The following is a 21,262-nucleotide window of genomic DNA, read 5'->3' as shown; positions in this document are numbered from 1 at the left end:
GGATCAATGGAGAGATCCTAGGGCGTTCCTGTGATAAGTTGAACTATCGATGACTTATAACTTTTATAAGAGATTCTAATGATTAATCCGCAATGGCTTCGTTCTTTCGCCACTCTGGCATCGGAAGGCAATTTCACCCGAACGGCCGATCAGCTTGGGCTGACGCAGGCGGCGGTCAGTCAGCACATTCGGCATCTGGAAGATGAGCATGGCATCTTGTTGATTCGTCGTCCGCGCAGCGTCGAACTGACGCCAGCGGGCAAGGTGATGTTGCAGTACTGGCAAGACATGCAGCTGGCGCATGAGCGTATGCAGCATCGTATGGCAGACCACGAAGCACTGGCTGGCGAAGTGCGGCTGATAACACCGGGCAGTGTGGGTTTGCTTTTATACCGTTATCTTATTGGTCTGCAAGCTCAGACGCCGTCGTTGCGAATCCATCATCGCTTTGCGCCGGATGCCGAAGTCGAGCAGTCGGTAGTGGATGGCTGCCATGAGCTGGGTGTGTTGCCGTATCAGCCTGAGGACAGCCGGCTGGAGAGTCGCTTGTTTTGCATGGAGCCGTTGGAGCTGGTGGTGCCAGCAGGGGCGGATGTGACCGGCTGGAAAGACCTGCAGGCGTTGGGCTACATCGGCCACCCTGATGGTAAGGCGATGGCCACGCGGCTGTTGGCGCGTGTGTTCCCCGGCTGTCCATCGCTGGATCAATTGCCGTGTCGTGGCTTTGTCAATCAGATCTCTCTGATTCTGGAGCCCGTAGTGCTCGGTCTGGGCTTCACGGTAATACCTCGGTATGCCCGTCAGGCGTTTGCCAATCAGGAAGGTATTCAGGTGATGCCGGCGCCTGTGGTGGTGCGGGATTCTCTCTATCTGATTCATCGCAATGACTGGCCATTATCGCGTCGGGCGGAGTTTGTGATTGGGTCGTTGCATCAATCCCTTTGTGAAGTGGACGGCTACTTCAAACCGCCGTGTGTCAGCTGTGATTGAAGACCCTCTGAAAAACTCTGCACAGCTCTGCGGGAATCCTGCAGGTTGTCATTGGCTCTCTATAACCCCGCGGCGAATGCAGCGGAATGACGGACCTGTCCGGCCGAGTCTTTCCAAATTCGCCAACACCGTTCTGGCGGCTTGCAGGCCGCGCCCGAAGGGGATGGCAGGGCATTGCTGACTCTGTGTCGCTGATTTTTGACTTGACCCGTCAGGCCTGCAAATCAGCTCCGTGACTCAGCGTCGCCCTGTCATCCAGAGCGGGTACTGAGTCTTTCAGAGGGTCTTTAAGCTTTTTACATTCTTTCAGGAAACTGTCGTTCGTTTTCAGGCTCTTTGAAAGAGTGCCTTCATGTGAATGTTCAAACATTAGCCATCGGTAGGCCAAGCGCCGCGCTGAGTAAAACGCTGCCGCTTTTTTGCTGGTCGGTAGGCCGGTTTTGTGTGAGTGTGTCTTGCCATGGCGGCCTCCCGGCACTGGTAGCAGGGGGCCGAGTACCGAGCCGTGGTATCAGGAATCTGTGCCGGTCAATGTCGACTGGATGCAGTAGCAGGAATTATGCACGCAGCGTTAACGAAGACGCTGTGCCTTTTAGGAGTTTGGCTGTGAATACGGAAAAGCGGGCGGTTATATTTGCCCTGATGGCAGTGCTTTGCTGGTCGACGGTGGCGACCGCGTTCAAACTGGCGTTAGAAGAACTTTCTCCACGCTGGATGCTGACCATTGCGGTGATCAGCTCGTGGTGCGTGCTGTCGGCGGTGTTGATTCACCGTTCTCAGTTTTCAATGGCCCTGGCGTCGTTTCGCAGTCACGGTTTCTCTTACGCCCGTCAGGCCTTGATCAATCCGGTGTTCTATTACCTGATTCTGTTCGAAGCTTATAACCTCTTGCCGGCTCAGCAAGCGCAGGCGATTAATTATACCTGGGCCATCACCATGAGCGTATTGGCGGTGCCTCTTCTTGGTCAGAAACTGTTCCCGAGAGACATTGTGGCGTTGATTCTGGCGTACCTTGGTGTGTTGGTGATTGCCACCAAGGGTAATGTGTTTGGGCTGGAGTTTGAGTCGCTGGCCGGGGTTGGTTTGGCGCTGCTGAGCACTTTGCTGTGGGCCATGTATTGGATTCTGAATACCCGTGCCGCCCAGCGGGGCGAACAGCTGGAGCCAGCCATCAGCCTGTGGGCCAGTTTTACCCTGGCCATCCCTGTGTTGTTGGCCATTGCCATTGCATGGGATGGCGCACCGTTTTCAGTCAATGAAGTGGGCACCCTGAAAGAGGTTGCCGAGGGTGGGGAGGCCATTGAGCCAAACCTGTTCAAAGGCATTGCCGCCTCTGTTTACATTGGTCTGTTTGAAATGGGGATCACCTTCCTGTTGTGGCAAACCGCCATGAACCTGACCAAGCAAACGGCCGCCATAAGTTCATTGATTTTCCTCAGCCCGTTCCTGTCGCTGATCTTTATCAGCCGGATTCTGGGTGAGCCAGTACATATGGCAACGCTGGTTGGGCTGGTGTTGATCATTGCCGGGCTGGTGATTCAGAAGCTGTCCTTTGGCAAGAAGAAAACGCCGGTGGAGCAAGAGGAAGCACTGGCTGCTCACGAGTAACGGGGTCTGGTTCCTCAAGTTCAGAACCGAGAATCAAAAAAAGCCCCCGACTGTTACCAGTAGGGGGCTTTTTCTTGTTCACAGGCCGCTGTTTGCGGCCGCGAACCCTTGATCAGTGTTGCAGAACCTGGCTCAGGAACAACTGCAGACGATCCGTTTGTGGGTTGTCGAAGAACTCATCTGGCGTGTTTTCCTCAACAATTTCACCGCCATCCATGAAGATCACACGGTCTGCCACTTTCTTGGCGAAACCCATTTCGTGGGTAACACAGATCATGGTCATGCCTTCTTCAGCCAGCTCAACCATCACGTCCAGTACTTCCTTAACCATTTCAGGGTCAAGCGCGGACGTTGGTTCGTCGAACAGCATGATTTCCGGGCTCATGCACAGAGAGCGGGCTACAGCCACACGCTGCTGCTGACCACCGGAAAGCTGGCCCGGGTACTTCAGTGCCTGGTTGGCGATTTTTACACGCTCCAGGTACTTCATTGCCGTCGCTTCCGCTTCTTCCTTCGGCTTCTTCTGCACCCAGATTGGGCCGATGGTGAGGTTTTCCAGAATGGTCAGGTGTGGGAACAGGTTAAAGTGCTGGAACACCATACCCACGTCCTTACGGATGGCTTCGATGTTTTTCACGTCATCGATCATTTCAATGCCGTTTACGAACATCTGGCCTTTCTGGAATTCTTCCAGACGGTTGATGCAGCGAATCATGGTGGACTTACCGGAACCGGAAGGGCCACACACCACGATACGCTCACCTTTTTTCACCTTCAGGCTCACGTCTTTCAGTACGTGGAAGTCACCGTACCACTTGTTCATCTTGTCGATGGTGATGATGTCTTCCTGGCTGGCATCTGTCGCAGATGTAATGTGTTCAGTTGTCATAATTCTTGATTCCTGCTTCAGGAGCGGTGGCTGGTGTCGAGTTTACGTTCAATGTGGGCAGCTACAGAGGACATGCTGAAGCAGCATACCCAGTAAACCACGGCCACAAACAGGTAGGCTTCGGTCGAGAAACCACCCAGCCAGTTGGAGTTTGTCAGGGCGTTCTGTGCGGTGCTGAGGACTTCAAAAATACCGATAATCATCAGGAAGGTGGTGTTTTTGAACAGCATCACAGCGGTTGCCAGAATGTTTGGCATGGAGACCTTGATCACCTGTGGCAGGATCACCAGCAGGGTGGTCTGCCAGAAGCTCAGGCCCAGTGCGTCGGCCGCTTCGTACTGGCCTTGTGGGATCGCTGCGAAACCACCGCGATACACCTCAGCCATGTAGCCCGCCATAAACAGGGTCAGAACGATCCAAACCCGCAGCAGCTTGTCGACATTGGTACCTTCCGGGAAGAACAGCGGCAGCATCACCGAGCCCATGAAGAACAGGGCCAGAACGGGTGTACCACGGAAGAACTCAATCAGAATCACACAAATACTGCGCGCCATCGGCATTTGGGAGCGACGACCCAGTGCCCACAGGAAGCCCAGCGGCATACCCAGAATGATACTGGCAGCAGCCAGGAACAGGTTCAGGGCAAAGCCACCCCAGTAATCGGTAGCAACGTAGTCCAGACCCAACAGACGACCATCCAGAATGATGATGGCGATGAAAGGCAGGGCCAGCAGCATGGCAATATCAACCTTGTTGCGCAGGTGCTTTGGCAGCCAGAACGGCGATGCCAGGGTACCAAACAGCAATACCAGGCTGAGGTTTACACGCCACAGCGACTCGGTTGGGTAGCTGCCGTACAGCAGAGGTTGCAACCAAACCTTGATAAACACCCAGCACGCACCGTCACCGGTACAGTCGGCCTGGGTTGAGCCACTCAGGTTGGCGTCGAAGAACAGCCAGTTGAACAGTGGTGGCAGCAAGGTCATCAGCAGGGCAACCACACCGATGGTTACCAGGCTGTTGAGCCAGCCAGAGAACAGGTTTTCGCGCAGCCAGGCGTAGGCACCGGTAGAGGTGACTGGCGCTGGTTGAGCCGGGCTGGGTTCAAAAACCCGAGCTTGAGTGCCCATGGCACCCGTAGTTGTCTTGGTCATGATTACTTCCTCTCTACCAGGGCAACGCGACGGTTAAACCAGTTCATGCAGAACGAAATGGTCATGTTGACGGCGAAGTACACCGCAATGGTCATAAAGACGATTTCAATCGCCTGACCCGTCTGGTTCAGGGAGGTACCTACAAACACGGTAAACAGATCCGGATAACCAATGGCCGTCGCCAGCGTGGAGTTCTTGACCAGTGACTGATATTCACTGTTCAGCAGAGGAACGATCACGCGCATGGCTTGCGGCACGATGATCAACTTCATGATCTTGCTGTCTTTCAGGCCGATGCTGCGAGCCGCTTCGGTTTGGCCTTTGGGCACGGACTGAATACCGGCACGTACGGCTTCTGCAATGAAAGCACCGGTGTAGATGGTGAGCGCAATTGCCAACGCCATCAGTTCCGGAATGATGGTAATACCACCGCGGAAGTTGAAGCCTTTCAGTTCCGGGTATTCCAGGTGGAAAGGAACGCCCATTACCAGAGTGGCCAGAATTGGCAAACCCAGCAGAATGGCCAGCGAGATGCGGAAGGTTGGCAACTGGGTGCCTTCCAGATCCTGCTTCTTCTTGGCGTATCGAACAAAGAACCAGGTGCCAACAACGGCAACGGCCATGGCAACGTAAACCACCATTGCACCGGGCTCTTCCAGTGGTTTTGGCAGATACAGACCGCGGATGTTAAGGAAGAAAGCATCGCCAAGGTTAAGGCTGTTACGAGCATTGGGCAGTGCCGCCAGCACTGCGAAGTACCAGAAAAATACTTGCAGCAGCAACGGGATGTTTCGGAAGGTTTCTACGTACACCACAGACGCCTTGCGAATCAGCCAGTTTGGCGAGAAATAGGCAACGCCCATGATAAAACCAACGATGGTAGCCAGAACGATACCGATGGCACTGACCAGAACCGTGTTCAGCAAGCCAACGTAAAAGGTATCGAGGTAGGTATAGCTGGCATCGTAAGGAATCAGCGACATCAGAATGTCGAAGCCGGCCGTCGTGGTCAAGAAGTCGAAACCGGTCTTGATGCCGCGAGCTTCCATGTTGGCCAGAGTGTTACCAATAATGGTCAGCAGGAAATAGCCAAGCGCCGCTACCAGCAAAATCTGGTAGAAAACCGCTCGGATATGAGGATTGTTATAAAACGCCGGGGCAGATCCTTGCCCTTTAGTTGAGCTGGATGCGTTTGTCATAATGATCTCTTGGTGGAATTACCCGCCGCAGAGCAGCGGCGGGCAGGTGTAGCGGAATAAACCCGAATTAACGGATTGGGTTGGAGTACATCAGGCCGCCCTTATTCCATTGAGCGTTTTGACCACGAGAGATTTGCAGTGGGGAACCCTTACCAACGTTGCGCTCGAAGGATTCGCCGTAGCTACCAACCTGCTTGACGATGTTGTAAGCCCACTTCTGGCCAATGCCCAGTTTCTCGCCGGAATCGCCTTCAACACCCAGCAGACGCTGCTGTTCAGGAGAACCAGTTTTAACCATCTTGTCAGCGTTGGAGCTGTCCAGACCCAGGTATTCAGCTTCAATCATGGCAGTCAGAGACCACTTAACCACGTTGAACCAGGCGTCATCACCCTGACGAACAACAGGACCCAGAGGTTCTTTGGAGATTACTTCTGGCAGAACCACGGCGTTGGATGGGTTTTTCAGACCAATACGGATGGCGTACAGCTGGGATTGGTCGGAAGTCAGTACGTCACAACGACCGCTTTCGAAGCCAGCACGAGTCTGGTCAGAGGTGTCGAAAGTGATGGCGGTGTACTTCATGCCGTTAGCGCGGAAGTAGTCAGCCAGGTTCAGTTCGGTGGTGGTACCGGCGTGGATACAAACGGCAGCGCCGTCCAGTTCCAGTGCAGATTTAACACCCAGGTTCTTGGAAACCATGAAGCCCTGACCGTCGTAGTAGTTAACGCCAGCGAAGTTCAGACCCAGAGAAGCATCACGGGTCAGAGTCCAGGTGGTGTTACGGGACAGCATATCGACTTCACCAGACTGCAGGGCGGTGAAACGCTCTTTCGCAGTCAGTGGCTTGTATTGCACCTTGTTGGCGTCGCCCAGTACAGCAGCGGCTACTGCTTTACATACGTCGACATCCATACCGCTCCAGTTGCCTTTCTCGTCCTTCTGAGAGAAGCCAGCCAGACCAGTACTTACGCCACATGACAGCATGCCGCGTTCTTTAACATCGTCCAGAGTACCTGCCTGTGCAGATGCTGCGATGCCCATGGACAGTACTGCTGCTGCGGTAGTCAGCTTTTTCAACATAGGTGTAGCTCCCTGATTTTTTAGTAGGTTGTTTCATCAGTCTCTTGGTGCCTCTATGTAATACAAAGACAATGCCAACCTTGAAAGTCCTGTTGATAAAACTAAATAAAAAGTACAAATGGATAAAAACCCTTTTTTTAGAGAATTAAATTCTGAAAACCAAAGTTGAAATAGGAAAAGATTGCTAGGGGCGATAAAAGGCCCTAAAAAGGTGCATTTTTTTAGTGCAATGTGCTGCGCAACTGTGCGAAACGGGTGCACACAATTGGGGCGATACGTAACACCCCCTGTAAAACAGGGATTTCCGGAAAGTGTGCAAGTTCACAAATAGTGCAAATGAAAGTATCAATGGCCCGCAATAACGTATCGACGCAAGCGTTGCTGCTGGTTGTGGATATCGGTATGGCTGATGCTCGCCTATAGAAGAGGGTTGTTGGTGCGGCGGCGGCACTTGTTCTTGAGGCGAAGACACTGTCATGAGCCTGATCGACCCAATATCCCATACGGTAAGGCCTTCAGCGGCACTACGGGCCTCTATATAGATTGTTCTATGAGGTATTCGTTGCTCTTTTCTGAACCGGTTCGGAGAGAGGGCTGATGGCTGAGTAGGTGATCAGCGGAGAGATTGGTCAAAAGAATAAACCGCAGAGCGAGCTGAATGGTCTGTGTGGAATATGTGCTGGTGGCTCTTGAATTGTGCGACGCGGAATTACCAAAAGTAGCAGTACAGTCGTGTGATTTAACGCTCTTTTGCAGCGACAGGGGCGCAGGATTTAATTCTGCTGGCGCGTTGCTCGGGACGCTATGGAAGTAGCTTATGGGTGCGTGTTTTGGCCGCGTAGTTTAAAGAAGCTAGTTTAAAGAAGGTGGTTTAAAAAGAGTGGGTAGAAAGATTGGTCTGAAGCACCGAGGCAAGGCCGTTTGAGCTGACCTTTGCCTCGGTTGGTCTTTATCAGAATCAGAAAGACATCGACAGTTGCGTTGCGCAAACGTCATCGACCTTCAATCTGGGCACAATGGTCAGCTCACCGCGGAGAGACTCGAACATGGTGTAGCGGCAGGATTCCGCCAGTACCCGTCCTCGTTCAACCTTCTTGCTGCTGTTTTCAATGAAACGGACCGTTGCCATTTTTGGAGCTGCGCTGGATTCGCCAGATGCATAACGCAGGGCGGCTTCAATAGATACCGCCAGCAGTTCGCGGGTTGCCAAATGGAACTCAGCAAAGTCGTCCTGCTCCCAGGAGCCAATATCCGTTACCGGGTAGCGTTTGACGCGTACCTTCATGGTGCGTGCCTGCTCAGTGTTTGCATCGAACACAATGATATTGTCGATGAACAAGGCGTCGGCAGTGCGAGACATGGTGTAGTAGGGCATTGCATCGACCGCAATCACATTGCTGCCGGTGGACGGTTCGGAATCGTTGCCAGCAACCAGGTGAGGAACCACTTGTTGAAGGTGCTCGCCGACATACTGCGACATGGTCGCGGTGTCGATTTGAGCAATGGCGGCCTGATAGGGCAGCAACACCTCATTGGCAGCGCGTTGTTCAGCACTGTCTTCCATCGCACTGATGCCCGACTGAGCAGCGCTGTGAACCGCCAGGGACAGCAGCGCTGTGTAAGCATCCGTGGCTGGATAGGCCATGTTGCCTACCTGACCTTCTGCCGAATCCGGCAACTGGCCGCGAAACGGGATGTTGCTGATATTCGGATTCAGCGAAACAGCAAAGACCCGGTTGTCGTCCTGGAATGAAATGCTGGTCATTGGGTCGTGTTTGACGGCTTGTGTTCCGCAACCCGTCATAACAGCAATGGCAGCGCCCAGCAGTAGCTGACGAAGTGCCATCAGTCTGCACTCACTTGAACAACAGCCTGTGATACTGGCTCACGGATGGTATCCATGGCTTCTTCAACGGCCTGGTAGTAGGCATTGGTTACACCCGGGAAACCCTGGTCGGCTTCGTCCCATTCGCCTTCAACATTTTTGGCGATACGGATTGGTGCATACCAAACCAGCTTCTGGTCGGCAGCGTTGACGATGTATGCCGCACCGGAAATGGTTGGGATTGGGTCGCTGGTTGGTACATAGGATGCGTACGTACGAACCACGCCGACAAGACTCAGATCAACAACCAATACCTGATCAGCACCGTACTGGCTGGCTACACCAGAGAAGTCACGACGGGCGGTGTTGGCTACGTCCGATTTGTATTTTTTCAGCTTGGAAGGTACCACGCCTTCTGTCAGAACAACGTCTTTACCCAGTGCAGTCAGCTCGTCTTTCAGGGTGTGAGGAAGATTGGTGAAATCGTCGACGGGCAATGCCTGGGTATGATCGGTCAGGCTTGAGTTCATCATGGCAGCAGCACCGGCACACAACAGGCAGTTGGCACCCGGGAAATAGGTATCGGCTTTTTCTGGTGTGTTAACAACAATGGCAACCTTGCCGGATGCGTAAAACTGGGACGGATCGTCCAGTGCAATTGGAGCTTGTGGCGGTGTGGAGGAGCAGCCTGCCAATAAGGTAAGTGCCAGAGCGGAAATTAAGGTAATAAAACGCATCGGTTCAATTCCATTGAGTTATTGGGATGCGTAATTTAATGAAAACTGTTCTCAAAACCAAGAGGAAGTTCCTTGAATTTCTTTAAGAAAGCTTACGCTGGTCGCCAATTGATACATTTATTGACATGGCTCAGAGGGACTATTTATGAGTCGTTACCCTGGAGGTAATTGTCTTTTAGAGGATTGGCAGGGATGGCAGGGCATTTCTACCCAGGCATTGCTGCCAAGGGAAGGAGGTATTAAACGATTCGCTCGGTGAGGGGGTGGGAGTTCAGGAGCGCTGCCTCCTTTAAGCGCTGCCTCCTTTAACAGAGGCAGTGCTGCCAGCAATAGGCGCGTATAAATGAACAGAAGGTTAGTTGCCGGTTACCCGAACCCGTTTCGGAGCGCTGGCTTCAACGGGTTCCTTACGAGCTTCGGCAGCATCCTTGATGCGTTTGTCGATCACGTTTTTCACGGCAATCAACAGGCCCATCGCCACAAAAGCACCGGGAGGCAGGATGGCAAACAGGAAGTCCGGGTAGTTGCTGAACAACTCGATCTTCCAGTTGGCGGCCATTGGGCCAAACAGCAGTTGCATGTCGGAGAACAGCACGCCCTGGCCCAGAATTTCACGCATGGCGCCCAACAACACCAGTACCACGGTGAAGCCCATGGCCATCATAAAGCCGTCAACCACCGAAGGCAGAATCGGGTTTTTACAGGCGAAGGCGTCGGCGCGGCCGAGAATGGCGCAGTTGGTTACGATCAGCGGAATAAAAATACCCAATACTTCATAGAGTTCGTAGGTGAAGGCTTGCATCACCAGTTCAGCCACGGTTACGAACGAAGCAATGATCATAACGAAGGCCGGCAGGCGCACGGCATCTGGCACATGATTACGAATCAGCGACACCGAGAAATTGGAGCCGATCAATACCATCATGGTCGCCATGCCCAAACCAAGGGCGTTCACGACAGAGCCGGTTACGGCCAGCAGCGGGCACAAGCCCAACAGCTGAACCAGCGCCGGGTTGTTGTTCCACAAGCCGTCGAGGGAAATATCCTGAAGGGATTTGGCCATATCAGTGTTGCTCCTCGGACGAATCGGTGGCTGGCAGGCTCAACAGCTGAGCCTTGTGCAGTTCAAAAAACTGCAACGCATGTTTGACCGCGCCAACAACGGCGCGTGGGGTGATGGTGGCGCCGGTGAACTGGTCGAAGGCACCGCCGTCTTTTTTAACGGCCCATTCGTCTTCACCAAGGCCAAACAGCGATTTGCCGTTGAACTCCAGCACCCAGTCGGACTTCTTCAGATCAACCTTGTCGCCTAGTCCCGGGGTTTCGCGGTGGGCAACCACTCGCACACCGGCGACGGTACCGTCGGCGTTAATCCCAACCAGCATGTCGATTACGGTGGTGTAGCCGTCCGGAGCAACGACCGGGAAAATCAGTGTGCTGATTTCACCATCGCGGCGAGCAATGTGAATGGCGGCGTCGTCTTTCAACGGCCCCAGCAACTGCTGGTTAAAGCGTTCATCGACGGCGGTAACATCGGTCAGCAAGTTGTTGTCGTAGCTGCCAATGGGCACGATTTCATTCAAGGCGCGGGCTTCTGCGGCGCGAATGTTCTGCTGAATACGCTCTTTGGTGCCTACCTGGGCGACGGCAATGGCACCGGCGGTGACAACGGCAAACAAACCGAGGCCAACGGCGTTTTTACGAATGGAGGCGAACAGCTCTTTCATTATTTGGCCTCCGGTTTTTTCAGGCCACGGGCCGCTTTCTTGTGGCCGTAGGTACGTGGCTGGGTGTAGGCATCAATAAACGGGGCGGCGAAGTTCATCAGCAAGACGGCAAAGGCCACGGCATCCGGATAGGCACCCCAGGTACGGATCAGGTACAGGAAAATACCAATGCCAGCACCGTATATCAGTCGGCCCAGTTTGGTGGTTGAGGCGGACACCGGGTCGGTTGCAATAAAGAAGGCACCCAGCATGGTCGCGCCGCTCAACAAATGCAGCGATACCGGAGTGTAAAGGTCTTCATCCCAGCCCAGTACCAGCGAGCAAACCGCCAGTGCTCCCAGCATGGATGCCGGAATGTGCCAGGTGATGATGCGCTTCCATATCAGGAACAAACCACCGGCCAGAAACGCCAGGTTGACCCATTCCCAGCCGCCATTCAGCCAGCCGTTGAAGACGGGTTCGGCCAATACTTCGGCGGCGGTCTTGCTGGCAATCTGGTGTTTGTAGGCATCCAGAGGGGTAGCACCTGTGAACGCATCCGCTGCACCACCGGCAAAAATGGTGCTAAGGGCATCACCAAAGCTGGCCAGACTCAGCGCTGCGCCATCCAGGCCCATTTGGCTGGAGGCTGCCCAGTTGGTGGTCATCTGTACCGGGAAAGATACCAGCACCAGGGCGTAGCCAACCATGGCAGGGTTGAATGGGTTGTTGCCAATACCGCCGTACAGTTGCTTGGCAAAAATGATGGCAAACATGGTGGCCACGACGGTGATCCACCAGGGCGCGAGGGGCGGCAGTGCCAGACCCAGTAATACGCCTGTCAGCAGCGCGGTGTTGTCTTTAACAAAAAACGATACTGGGCGATTGCGCAATTTCAGAATGGCGGCTTCGGTCGCCACGGCAACCAGAGCAGCCAGCACGGTATTGATCAGAGTGCCGAAACCGAACAGCCAGGTCATAACGGCAAGCCCTGGCAGGGTTGCCAGGGTCACGGTCATCATCACCTTACTGGTACTGTTGCGCCCGTGAGCGTGAGGGGACGATAGAGTCAGCAAGGCCATCAGTGGGTTCCGCTTTCGGTGGTTTCTGGGTTCTGGTTCAAGCTGGCGGCCAAATCGGGAGCGACGGCAGCCAGCTGTTGTTGCATGGTGGTCAGCTTATCGCGCTGTTTCACCACGCCCTTGTTGATGGCTTCAATGGTGTCGAGGCCTTGTTCTTTGGCCATCTCCAGACGTTCTTCCATCTTCGCCAGCTTGTCCTGCTGGGCCAGCAGTTTCTTGTGCAGGGCGTCGATTTCTTCAGCGCTCAGTTGTGGGACCTCTGCTTCTTCCGGCTCGGCAGCTGGGGCAGTATCGGCTTCAGCAATGGGAGCAGGCGTCGCTTCAGATTCTGGCAACTGCTGTTGCAGTTCTGCCACTTTCACACGAGCCTTTTCAACGCCTTTGGCGATGGCATCAACGGTGTCCAGACCTTGCTCTTTGGCAGTGGCCAGACGTTCTTCCATTTTGGCCAGCTTATCTTGCTGAGCCAGCAGTTTCTTTTGCAGGGCGTCGATTTCTTCGGCGCTTAGTTGTGGGACTTCTGCTACTTCTGGTGCTACTTCTGGCTCAGCTGTCGGAGCTGGGGCTGCCGGAGTCTCTTCAGACGCTGGCAACTGCTGTTGCAGTTCTGCCACTTTCGCGCGTGCTTTTTCGACGCCTTTTGCGATGGCATCAACGGTGTCCAGACCTTGCTCTTTGGCAGTGGCCAGACGTTCTTCCATCTTCGCCAGCTTGTCTTGCTGGGCCAGCAGTTTCTTTTGCAGCGCTTCGATTTCCTCGGCGCTCAGTTGTGGGGTTTCTGCTACTTCTGGCTCAGCAGCCGGAGCTGGAGTGGCAGAAGTCGCAGGCAACTGCTGTTGCAGTTCTTCCACCTTGCTGCGCTGCTTTTCAACGCCCTTGGCGATGGCATCAACGGTATCCAGCCCTTGCTCTTTGGCAGTGGCCAGACGCTCTTCCATTTTGGCCAGCTTGTCTTGCTGAGCCAGCAGTTTCTTCTGCAGGGCGTCGATTTCTTCAGCACTCAGTTGCGGTTGAGCATCGGCGCTGCTGTTGCCGGATGGCTGTGCTGATGTCTGGCCAACAGATGCCTCGTAGGCGGCTTTGGCTTCGTCAACACGCACTTGCTGTTTGTCGATGCCGGTTTGCAGGGCGTCGATGGTATCCAAGCCTTGTGCCTTGGCTTCTTCCAAACGCTTCAGGGCCGTGTCCAGGCGTGCCTGGGCGGTTTCCCACTTGCGTTTCAGTCGCTCTGGGGTGTTTGGATCGCCCTTGTCCGGGCCATCGGCCGCCGGGGCGCTGGCCTGTTCTTTCAGGGCTTTCTTTTCGGCTGCAATGTCTTTTGCCAGTGCCTTCATCTTGGTCTGGGATTTCTCCAGTGCCGCGGTGAAGGTATCGACCTTGGTTTGCATGCTTTCGTCGCCAGCTTCTACCGCTTGCTTGGCTTCGGAAAGCTTTTCCTTGGTCTTGGCAATGGCAGTTTGCGTTGCCGTCAGTTGCTTCTGCAGTTTCTCCAGTTCTGGACTGGTGGCAGGTGCTGCGGATGTAGCTGCAGCCGGTTTGGCCGCGGTCGGAGCAGCATTGCCAGCGGCAGCAGCGGCTTTTTTCTCGGCTGCGGCTTTGGCGGCAGCTTCGGCACGGGCTTTACGCTTGGCTTCTTTTTCAGCAATTTCGCGTTCCTGTCGAGCCAGTCGACGCTCGTAGCGTTCCTTGGCCTTCTCGGATTTCGCCTGGGCGGCGCGTTCTTCACGAATGGCACCCTTGGCGTGGCGATAGTACTGCACCAGTGGAATCTGGCTTGGGCATACGTAGGAGCAGGCACCACACTCAATGCAGTCAAACAGGTTGTGCTGTTCGGCCTTGTCGAATTCTTCAGCGCGGCTGAACCAGTACAGTTGCTGTGGCAGCAACTGAGCCGGGCAGGCCTCGGTGCACATACCGCAACGGATACAGGCCATGGCGGCGTCGTTCAGCGGCATTTCTTTTTCAGTGGGCGCCAGCAAACAGTTGGTGGTTTTCACCACCGGCAGTTCGGTGTGGGGCAGGGCAAAGCCCATCATCGGGCCACCCATCACAACCCGTTCGCGCTTCTGTGAGCGGTAGCCGGACAGCTCCAGCAAATGCGATACCGGGGTGCCAAGCAGCACTTCCCAGTTACCCTTGTCGGCCACGGTGTCACCGGTCACTGTGGTGATGCGGCTGATCAACGGCTCGCCGTGGTACACCGCGCGGTAAATAGCCGATGCGGTACCAACGTTCTGACAGACGATGCCGAGCTGAGCCGGAATACCACCGGACTGGACTTCCTTGCCGGTCAGAATCTGGATCAGCTGTTTCTCACCGCCAGAGGGGTACTTGGTCGGAATGGTCACCACATCGATGTGATGTTCTTCGTGCAGGCTTTCCGCAGCGCGGTTCAGTGCGGCAATGGCTTCCGGCTTGTTGTCTTCCACGCCAATCATGCAGCGTTTGGCATTCAGCAGGTACATCAGCACCTGGGCACCACGAAGGACTTCTTCGGCGCGCTCACGCATCAGCATGTCGTCGGCGGTAATGTATGGCTCGCACTCGGCACCATTAAGAATCAGGGTGTCGATTGGCGTATCGCCATTGTCATCGCGCTTGACGGTCAGTTTGACGGACGTCGGGAAGCCTGCGCCGCCCATGCCGGCGATGCCACAACCGCGAATACGATCAACCACCTTAGCGGGATCAATATCGGTGAGGTCGTCCACGCCAAGCTCGGTTAGCAGGCTTTGGTGTTCAATCCACTGTTCCTTGCCATCGGGCTCAATTACCACACACAGGTCTTGCAAGCCTGAAGCGTGGGGAACCGGACGCAGCTCAATGGCCTTGATTACGCCGGAAGTCGGGGCGTGCAAGCCAACACTGACGAAGCCTTTTGGCTCAGCAATCAGCTGGCCTTTCAGAACGCTGTCGCCAACATTCACGATCGGATCGGACGGGGCACCAATGTGCTGGCCCAGTGGCAGCACCAGTTGGTCTGGCAGAGGCGCCGGTTGAATCGGTCGCTGGGTACTTTGGTGCTTGTTTTCAGCCGGGTGAATACCCCCATCAAAGCTGTGCAGCTGAATCAGATGGGTCATGCGGCCTGGTCCTTGTTCGAATCGTCAGTATCGTTGGTGGTTTCGTCGTTGCTAACGGCAGCAACGCCTGGCTTGCGGTCGGTAGCAATCAGCTCGACGCCGGACGTTGGGGCTTCCCAGTACCAGGTGTTGGTGTTGTGTTCGATGGCCACCATGTCAATGCAGTCTACCGGGCATGGCTCGACACACAGGTCGCAACCGGTGCATTCGTCCGCAACCACGGTGTGCATCTGCTTGGCGGCGCCAATAATGGCATCAACCGGGCACGCCTGGATGCACTTGGTGCAACCAATGCATTCGTCTTCGCGAATAACCGCCACTCTCGGGCCTGCCGCTTCGGCACCGTGCTCGGCGTCCAGCGGTTCAGGTTCAACACCCAGCAAGTCGGCCAGTGCCTGAATAGTGCCTTCACCGCCCGGCGGGCATTTGTTGATTTTTTCGCCGCTGGCAATGGCTTCGGCGTAGGGTTTACAGCCAGGGTAGCTGCACTGGCCGCATTGGGTTTGTGGCAGCAGGTCGTTGATCTGGTCAACGATGGGGTTGCCTTCAACCTTGAATTTTACCGCAGCGAAACCCAGTACCGCGCCGAAAATCAGCGCCAGAACGGCGAGCACTGCAATAGCAATAATAATGGTGGTCATGTGTGTGCCTCGTCTTCCGGTATCAGATGCTCACCAGGCCGGTGAAGCCCATGAATGCCAGTGACATCAGGCCCGCCGTTACCATGGCAATGGCGGAACCCTTGAATGGCGTCGGTACGTCGGCGACGGCAATGCGCTCACGCATAGCGGCGAACAGCACCATTACCAGAGAAAAACCAACGGCTGCGCCAAAGCCATAAAGAATTGAGTCCACCAAGCTGTTGTCGCGTTTGATGTTCAGCAGGGCAACGCCCAGCACCGCACAGTTGGTGGTAATCAATGGCAGGAATATACCCAAAACCCGGTACAGAAGTGGGCTGGTTTTCCGAATAGCCAATTCGGTAAAGCCAACAACCACCGCAATCACCATGATGAAGCTGATGGTTTTCAGGTACACAAGGTCCAGCGGTAGCAGCAGGTAGTTGTAAACGATGTAGCTACACAGGGACGCCAGTGTCAGTACGAAGGTGGTTGCTGCGCCCATGCCGATGGCGGTTTCCAGCTTGTTGGAAACGCCCATGAATGGGCACAGGCCGAGGAACTGAACCAGTACAAAGTTGTTCACCAATATTGTGCTAACCAGAATCAGCAGATACTCGGTCATTCGGTGCTCCGGGTGAGTGGCTGCTGGTTAAAAAACAGCCAGCCAGGAAATCAGGGTGGCGCATTATCCCAAAAACCTGTTATTGCCATCAATAAACAGAGAGCAATGTTTTTATTGGTTTTGGTAATAACGCTATGCGGAAAAACTGGAGCAGAGGGTGTTGGGGCAGGATTTTGAGCAAATGACGTTCATTCGTCTACGCGCAAGCAGATCGCTGCGTTTCTGTAGACGAATAATGGAACAGACTGAAAACAAACGCAACTGATAGCTGTTTGCATTTGAAGGCATTACCTCAGAGAGGTCCTAATCCTCGACCTCAAGCTGCTGCTCGAATGCCTTGAGGTACACATCCGTGCCAGACAGCCCGACTAAATCCATCAGTCTCAGGCTCCTGTTGTTACTTTGGATGCCGAGTTGATAAAGCCTGTCCAGCATCGACGACAATTTGATCTTGTCTTCAGGCGTTACTGTATTCTGATGGTATTTGGATGAGTAAGCGGCGATTGCCATGTTAACGAACTCGGCCTTGGATGCGGCCGGTATGTCCGCCCATGAGTCTGTTTTCGTCATGCTATGCAGTACATCGGAGTAGTTATTGAAAGCCGCTGCTTTTGCCATTTTGGTAACAGAGAGAGCGCTGTCTTCAAATACCTGGTTATCCTTCAGTACCTTGATTTTGGCCATAACGTCCTGTTCGGTCAGGCTGTCATTCTTGTGGTTCAACACAATGTCTCTTTGCAGTTCAGTAAAGTCGATATCAGGATTTCTATTGAGTACTTCAACCAGTTGTTCAAGGGACTCGGGCGAACTACGACCGGTGACTTTGAGTAGAGCCAGGGTTTTCAGCGGCGGGATCATCTCGTCTATGCCGAAGCTGTTGTTAACCAAATCTTCTATGTACTGCTGCTGGTCTTGGGCTCGGCGTTTTAATTCAGCCAGTTCATCGGTCATGTCGTTGGGGTCGTCTTTCCAGCTGTAACCTGACTGTTTGGATGCGGTGCTTCGTGAGTGTTCGCCATCCGGAGACGTTTGAGCTCTGTCTTCTTGTCTCGCGCCGGTTACGTTGGTCGCTGAAGAGGCTGGCTGCTCTTGCAGATTTTTACTGAGGCCCGTTGCGGCCTCTGAGTCTGAAAACAGCAGGTTGGTGACAAAAGCAATCAATGCTGCCGCCACGATGACGCTGCATCCTGCAGTTATTCTGTTCACGTAAACGTCCTTGATAAGTTGCCCCTCGGTTCGCAGGGCTGCCAGTGCGTATGCACTCTTGGGTTCTATTCTGAGCCCAGTGTGAAACCTGTCAATTTCACCCTTTCAAAAATTTACAAAATGATAATCAGTATCAAGGAACTCGCTTGTCGGATGAGTCGTAAGAGCAGGGCTCTGGGATACGGATGTCATGCGTGTCTTTTTATTCTGGCGTTTCGTTAGCTCGTGAGGGCTCTGTAAGCCCGCCAATTCAAAGCTTTCGGTGCCAATGGCCAGACATTTTCTTATTGGCAAACTTCGACGGGCGTATCCGGGTGAAAGTCCGTTTTCTGCGGTTGAAGTTCCCACCGAAAGCCCGTTATTGGCGTTGGAGGCGCCATCGTAATTAAATGTTGCTAGTGATAACGATTATCAAAAATATTCGTATGTGATAGCCTCCGCGCCGGGATTCAGAGCGATTTCTCGCGGAGAAACAAATGCAATTTAAGCAATCAACCTTGCGCGGAGCCTTGTGCTCTGCCGCCGTGTTGCTGTCTGCCTGTGGTGGCAGCAGTAGTAGCGGCAACTCGGGTCCCGTGTTTGGTCAAACCAGTTATGACTTTTCGGTTACCGAAGACACCGCCTACAACGGCAGTGTGACGGCCACCGACAGTGATGGCGATACCCTGGCCTACACGGTCCAAACCTCACCCACGATGGGAACGCTTTCGGTTAACGCCGATGGCACCTTTGTGTATACCCCTGCGGACAACCTGTTCGGTGACGACACTGCCACGGTCAATGTTACCGATGGCGAGGTGACGGTATCGGCGGTGCTGAACTTCAGCATTGCAGCGGTTAATGATGCCCCGGTGATTGATAGTGTATCTATCATTGCCGATGTCGACGGTGAAACCCTTAATGGTCAAATCGACGCCTCGGATGTTGATGGCGACAGCCTGAGTTACTCGGTCGCACAGGCCCCTGAGGCGGGCACCTTGACGATCAACGACGACGGATCGTTTGACTACGTGCTGGAGTCGGTGACGTCGACGGCGAATGAATTCACTGTGCAAATCGACGACGGTAACGACGGCGTATTGCAGCAAGTGATTGCTTTGCAATCGTCTTACGCGACCAACGAACAGCGTCGTGCCTATTACTACGCCTCTGATGTATCGCATTTGCGCACCGCGGAAAATCGCATTTTGCTGAATGGCGACGATGACGCTGAAACCATCACCGACACCACGGTTGCTGCGGATGTTTACGTCAACATTGCCGAAGGCTATGCCCTTAATGGCTATGTCGACGAAGCGCTGGCGCTGGTGGAAGAGAACATTGCGTCTCTCAAAACCCAGGGCGACGCTTACCGTGCGATTGGTCAGGCCCTGAACTCGATTGAGGAGTTCGAGCAGGCCAATGATGCGCGTGAAATGGCAACCGCCGCGTATAACCAGTACATCAGTGGCAACGGCGTTGCCAATATGTCGAGTTCTGTTGCGTCTTCCTTGATGGGCGTTATCCGCGATTACAACGAAGCGGGCGCGGATACCGAGGCTCAGGCGCTGCTGGACGTTATTCTTGGCTACTATGATCAGCTGGGTGGTGCTGACGAAGAATCGTCTAGAACTCGGCGCTATCTGGTTATTGCCATGGAAAGCTACGTTGCGACCTTGCTGGAAAATTATCTGGCTGACACAACCGATGCCAACCACGATCTGTTGGTGGAGTACATTGGTGTGTTGGGCGATATGGCATCTGATGCTGGCTACCGCTCAACCTCCCGTTATGACCGCTATGAAATCTACAAAGCGACGTATTCCGGCTATGTAGCGACGTACTACTACTTGTCATCCCTGCCAGCGAATACCGCTGCGGATCTAGAGAAAGCGAGTGAGTGGTTGGCCAAAACCACGGCTTACTACAGCGCGGTTAATTACGACGACACATACACCTTTGAAGCCGATGCCAATGCCGAATCAACCCTGGCTGGCTCTCCAACCGGCTTGCACCAAATGGCGGGTTTGTTTGCAGCTCTGTACCCAGAGCTTGTGGCGTTTGAGGACGACGGTACTCAAACCGGCAACGTACCACTGAACATCCTGCTGGATTCAGGTAAATCACACTCGAGCTTGTTCAACGCCTATCGTTATATCTTCAGCTATGGCATTGCCGCTCGTATTGCCAGTGGTGAAGAACAAGCAGCGGTTATGGCTGCCCCGGAAGCCTACTACTCCGAGGTATTTACCAGCTCAACTCGTCTGGACAAACTGCGTCAGGCTGCTGTGGAATTCGGTACGGCGACCAATAAGTTCAACATTGGTGCGGCAGCCATTCTGAATTATCAGGGCGACCACGAAGCATCTCTTGCTTTGCTGGAATACGCGCTGACCCTGGTGCAATCCGATGACTACACCAGCCTGAATAGCACCAGTGTTACTGACCTTATTGGCAGCACAGGTTGTGGTCGTGTGGCATGGCTGATCAATCAACAGCAGGCCGATAGCGCTGCTTATCAGGATGACCTTGCCCAGTGCCAGACGCTGGCGGCCAACACGTTGCTGCCGTCCAGTGGCGATACCTACAGCTACAGCAAGGCGCTGGAATCAATTGAATACCTGATGCTGTTGTGGAACGACGCCGGCAATTCGGACCAGGTAGCTGCCAACGCTGAGATTGCCAACAACATCATTGCCGAGCTGCAAACCAGCGAATCTGATGAATACGACTACGATGCTACTGAAACCTACGCCCAGTCGCTGTTGCAAATTGCCAACGCCCACCTGGCGGTCGGTAATCTGAGCGAAGCCAGAACCGCCTATGGTCTGGCAATGGATAGCGTCGATGCCCTGGTTGGCGAAGAGTCACTGGATGAAGAAGGTCAACTGGATCAGCTGAACGACATCATCAACGCCATCGTAGATGGTGAAGTAACATCGCTGGACGCTTCTTCCAGCTGGATGGCACTCCGCGACTACCGCCTTGGCGTTCAGTATCTGGCCGGTGTTGCCGATTCTGCCGAGTATCAAACCACCATTCAGAATACCGACGACCGTTTGCAACAGCTTTATGGCAGCCTGATTACCCAGGCCTCTGGTTTTGCCGACGGCGCCAAGCTGGAAGCGTTCGAGAATCTGGTCGACTCTCTTGCCAACGCGGGCCTTTATGACACCGCTGCCTCACTGGCAGTGGATGCCATTCATTCCACCACCGAAACCGAAGCCCTGTTGCAAATCATTGCCAAGGCCGAAGCAATTCGCGACCAGTTCCCGGCGCAAACCATTGCGGCTGTGGACACCGATCTGGATGGCTACCCGAACTTCTTCCTTCCAAACGTAGAGATTGTGGATGACAGCGCTGAAGGTCTGGTGCTGGACGCCGACGATGACGGCGACGGCATCAACAACCCTCAAGACGTTTACCCACTGATTCCCGGTTCCTGATCGGGCTTAACCGGCCCGCATGAACAAGCGGG

Annotated in this window: 16 protein-coding genes; 3 read left to right on the top strand and 13 right to left on the bottom strand. The window is 54.2% G+C overall.

Annotated features, from left to right (window positions below; all coding sequences use genetic code 11):
- Positions 1-78: 78 nt before the first annotated feature.
- Both G516_RS22685 and G516_RS22680 read left to right on the top strand, forming a co-directional pair.
- Positions 79-990, top strand: a complete 912-nt coding sequence (locus G516_RS22685; RefSeq protein ID WP_051219456.1) for a LysR family transcriptional regulator — start codon at positions 79-81, stop codon at positions 988-990.
- 606 nt (positions 991-1,596) lie between these two features.
- Positions 1,597-2,598 (top strand): DMT family transporter, encoded by a 1,002-nt coding sequence (locus G516_RS22680; protein ID WP_211225126.1) that lies wholly within the window; start codon positions 1,597-1,599, stop codon positions 2,596-2,598.
- Positions 2,599-2,710: 112 nt separating this feature from the next.
- On the opposite strand, the gene G516_RS0114370 is transcribed toward G516_RS22680, so the two are convergent.
- From G516_RS0114370 to G516_RS0114305, 13 genes are all read right to left on the bottom strand, one after another.
- Positions 2,711-3,487 carry an amino acid ABC transporter ATP-binding protein gene (locus G516_RS0114370; protein ID WP_051219455.1) on the bottom strand — a complete coding sequence of 259 codons (777 nt, stop codon included), beginning with the start codon at positions 3,485-3,487 and terminating at the stop codon, positions 2,711-2,713.
- 17 nt (positions 3,488-3,504) lie between these two features.
- Positions 3,505-4,641, bottom strand: coding sequence for an amino acid ABC transporter permease (locus tag G516_RS0114365; RefSeq protein ID WP_245582676.1), 1,137 nt, complete (start codon positions 4,639-4,641; stop codon positions 3,505-3,507).
- 2 nt (positions 4,642-4,643) lie between these two features.
- On the bottom strand, positions 4,644-5,840 hold the full coding sequence (locus tag G516_RS0114360; protein ID WP_036536686.1) for an amino acid ABC transporter permease: 1,197 nt from the start codon (positions 5,838-5,840) through the stop codon (positions 4,644-4,646).
- A 67-nt stretch (positions 5,841-5,907) separates the two neighbouring features.
- On the bottom strand, positions 5,908-6,921 hold the full coding sequence (locus tag G516_RS0114355) for an amino acid ABC transporter substrate-binding protein (RefSeq protein ID WP_036536683.1): 1,014 nt from the start codon (positions 6,919-6,921) through the stop codon (positions 5,908-5,910).
- Between the two features lie 958 nt (positions 6,922-7,879).
- On the bottom strand, positions 7,880-8,767 hold the full coding sequence (locus G516_RS0114345; RefSeq protein ID WP_028294221.1) for a hypothetical protein: 888 nt from the start codon (positions 8,765-8,767) through the stop codon (positions 7,880-7,882).
- A complete protein-coding gene (locus G516_RS22675) occupies positions 8,767-9,483 on the bottom strand; it encodes a hypothetical protein (RefSeq protein ID WP_051219454.1) in 717 nt (238 codons plus the stop codon). Before G516_RS22675 ends, G516_RS0114345 begins: the two co-directional genes overlap by 1 nt.
- Before the next feature lie 355 nt (positions 9,484-9,838).
- Complete coding sequence (locus G516_RS0114335) at positions 9,839-10,546, bottom strand: electron transport complex subunit E (RefSeq protein WP_028294220.1); 708 nt, start codon at positions 10,544-10,546, stop codon at positions 9,839-9,841.
- 1 nt (position 10,547) lies between these two features.
- Positions 10,548-11,210, bottom strand: a complete 663-nt coding sequence (rsxG, locus tag G516_RS22670; RefSeq protein WP_051219453.1) for an electron transport complex subunit RsxG — start codon at positions 11,208-11,210, stop codon at positions 10,548-10,550.
- A complete protein-coding gene (rsxD, locus tag G516_RS0114325; RefSeq protein WP_028294219.1) occupies positions 11,210-12,271 on the bottom strand; it encodes an electron transport complex subunit RsxD in 1,062 nt (353 codons plus the stop codon). The genes rsxG and rsxD overlap by 1 nt, the downstream gene beginning before the upstream one ends.
- Positions 12,271-15,354: an electron transport complex subunit RsxC gene (rsxC, locus tag G516_RS22665; RefSeq protein WP_036536678.1), complete on the bottom strand. Its 3,084-nt coding sequence runs from the start codon at positions 15,352-15,354 to the stop codon at positions 12,271-12,273. Before rsxC ends, rsxD begins: the two co-directional genes overlap by 1 nt.
- Entirely contained in the window at positions 15,351-15,995 is a 645-nt protein-coding gene (gene rsxB, locus G516_RS22660; protein ID WP_051219452.1) for an electron transport complex subunit RsxB, read from the bottom strand. The genes rsxC and rsxB overlap by 4 nt, the downstream gene beginning before the upstream one ends.
- 22 nt (positions 15,996-16,017) lie before the next feature.
- A complete protein-coding gene (gene rsxA / locus G516_RS0114310) occupies positions 16,018-16,599 on the bottom strand; it encodes an electron transport complex subunit RsxA (protein ID WP_028294218.1) in 582 nt (193 codons plus the stop codon).
- A gap of 303 nt (positions 16,600-16,902) precedes the next feature.
- The gene (locus tag G516_RS0114305) at positions 16,903-17,805 is read right to left on the bottom strand and encodes a hypothetical protein (protein ID WP_028294217.1); all 903 of its coding nucleotides are present in this window, start codon (positions 17,803-17,805) and stop codon (positions 16,903-16,905) included.
- Positions 17,806-18,281: 476 nt separating this feature from the next.
- Here G516_RS0114305 and G516_RS0114300 point away from each other — a divergent pair, with 476 nt between their 5' ends.
- Positions 18,282-21,230 carry a cadherin-like domain-containing protein gene (locus G516_RS0114300; RefSeq protein ID WP_028294216.1) on the top strand — a complete coding sequence of 983 codons (2,949 nt, stop codon included), beginning with the start codon at positions 18,282-18,284 and terminating at the stop codon, positions 21,228-21,230.
- The last annotated feature ends 32 nt before the right edge of the window (positions 21,231-21,262 follow it).

The organism is Oceanobacter kriegii DSM 6294 (assembly GCF_000422845.1).
GTDB lineage: Bacteria > Pseudomonadota > Gammaproteobacteria > Pseudomonadales > Oceanobacteraceae > Oceanobacter > Oceanobacter kriegii.
This window is presented reverse-complemented; position numbering and strand designations above follow the sequence as displayed.

What these genes read in the sequence shown, in the direction of transcription:
- rsxC (WP_036536678.1), bottom strand. Translation starts at nt 15,354, where the DNA reads ATGACCCATCTGATTCAGCTGCACAGCTTTGATGGGGGTATTCACCCG.
- G516_RS22685 (WP_051219456.1), top strand. Translation starts at nt 79, where the DNA reads ATGATTAATCCGCAATGGCTTCGTTCTTTCGCCACTCTGGCATCGGAA.
- G516_RS0114355 (WP_036536683.1), bottom strand. Translation starts at nt 6,921, where the DNA reads ATGTTGAAAAAGCTGACTACCGCAGCAGCAGTACTGTCCATGGGCATC.
- rsxA (WP_028294218.1), bottom strand. Translation starts at nt 16,599, where the DNA reads ATGACCGAGTATCTGCTGATTCTGGTTAGCACAATATTGGTGAACAAC.
- rsxD (WP_028294219.1), bottom strand. Translation starts at nt 12,271, where the DNA reads ATGGCCTTGCTGACTCTATCGTCCCCTCACGCTCACGGGCGCAACAGT.
- G516_RS0114370 (WP_051219455.1), bottom strand. Translation starts at nt 3,487, where the DNA reads ATGACAACTGAACACATTACATCTGCGACAGATGCCAGCCAGGAAGAC.
- G516_RS0114360 (WP_036536686.1), bottom strand. Translation starts at nt 5,840, where the DNA reads ATGACAAACGCATCCAGCTCAACTAAAGGGCAAGGATCTGCCCCGGCG.
- G516_RS0114345 (WP_028294221.1), bottom strand. Translation starts at nt 8,767, where the DNA reads ATGGCACTTCGTCAGCTACTGCTGGGCGCTGCCATTGCTGTTATGACG.
- G516_RS22675 (WP_051219454.1), bottom strand. Translation starts at nt 9,483, where the DNA reads ATGCGTTTTATTACCTTAATTTCCGCTCTGGCACTTACCTTATTGGCA.
- rsxB (WP_051219452.1), bottom strand. Translation starts at nt 15,995, where the DNA reads ATGACCACCATTATTATTGCTATTGCAGTGCTCGCCGTTCTGGCGCTG.
- rsxG (WP_051219453.1), bottom strand. Translation starts at nt 11,210, where the DNA reads ATGAAAGAGCTGTTCGCCTCCATTCGTAAAAACGCCGTTGGCCTCGGT.
- G516_RS0114300 (WP_028294216.1), top strand. Translation starts at nt 18,282, where the DNA reads ATGCAATTTAAGCAATCAACCTTGCGCGGAGCCTTGTGCTCTGCCGCC.
- G516_RS0114365 (WP_245582676.1), bottom strand. Translation starts at nt 4,641, where the DNA reads ATGACCAAGACAACTACGGGTGCCATGGGCACTCAAGCTCGGGTTTTT.
- G516_RS0114335 (WP_028294220.1), bottom strand. Translation starts at nt 10,546, where the DNA reads ATGGCCAAATCCCTTCAGGATATTTCCCTCGACGGCTTGTGGAACAAC.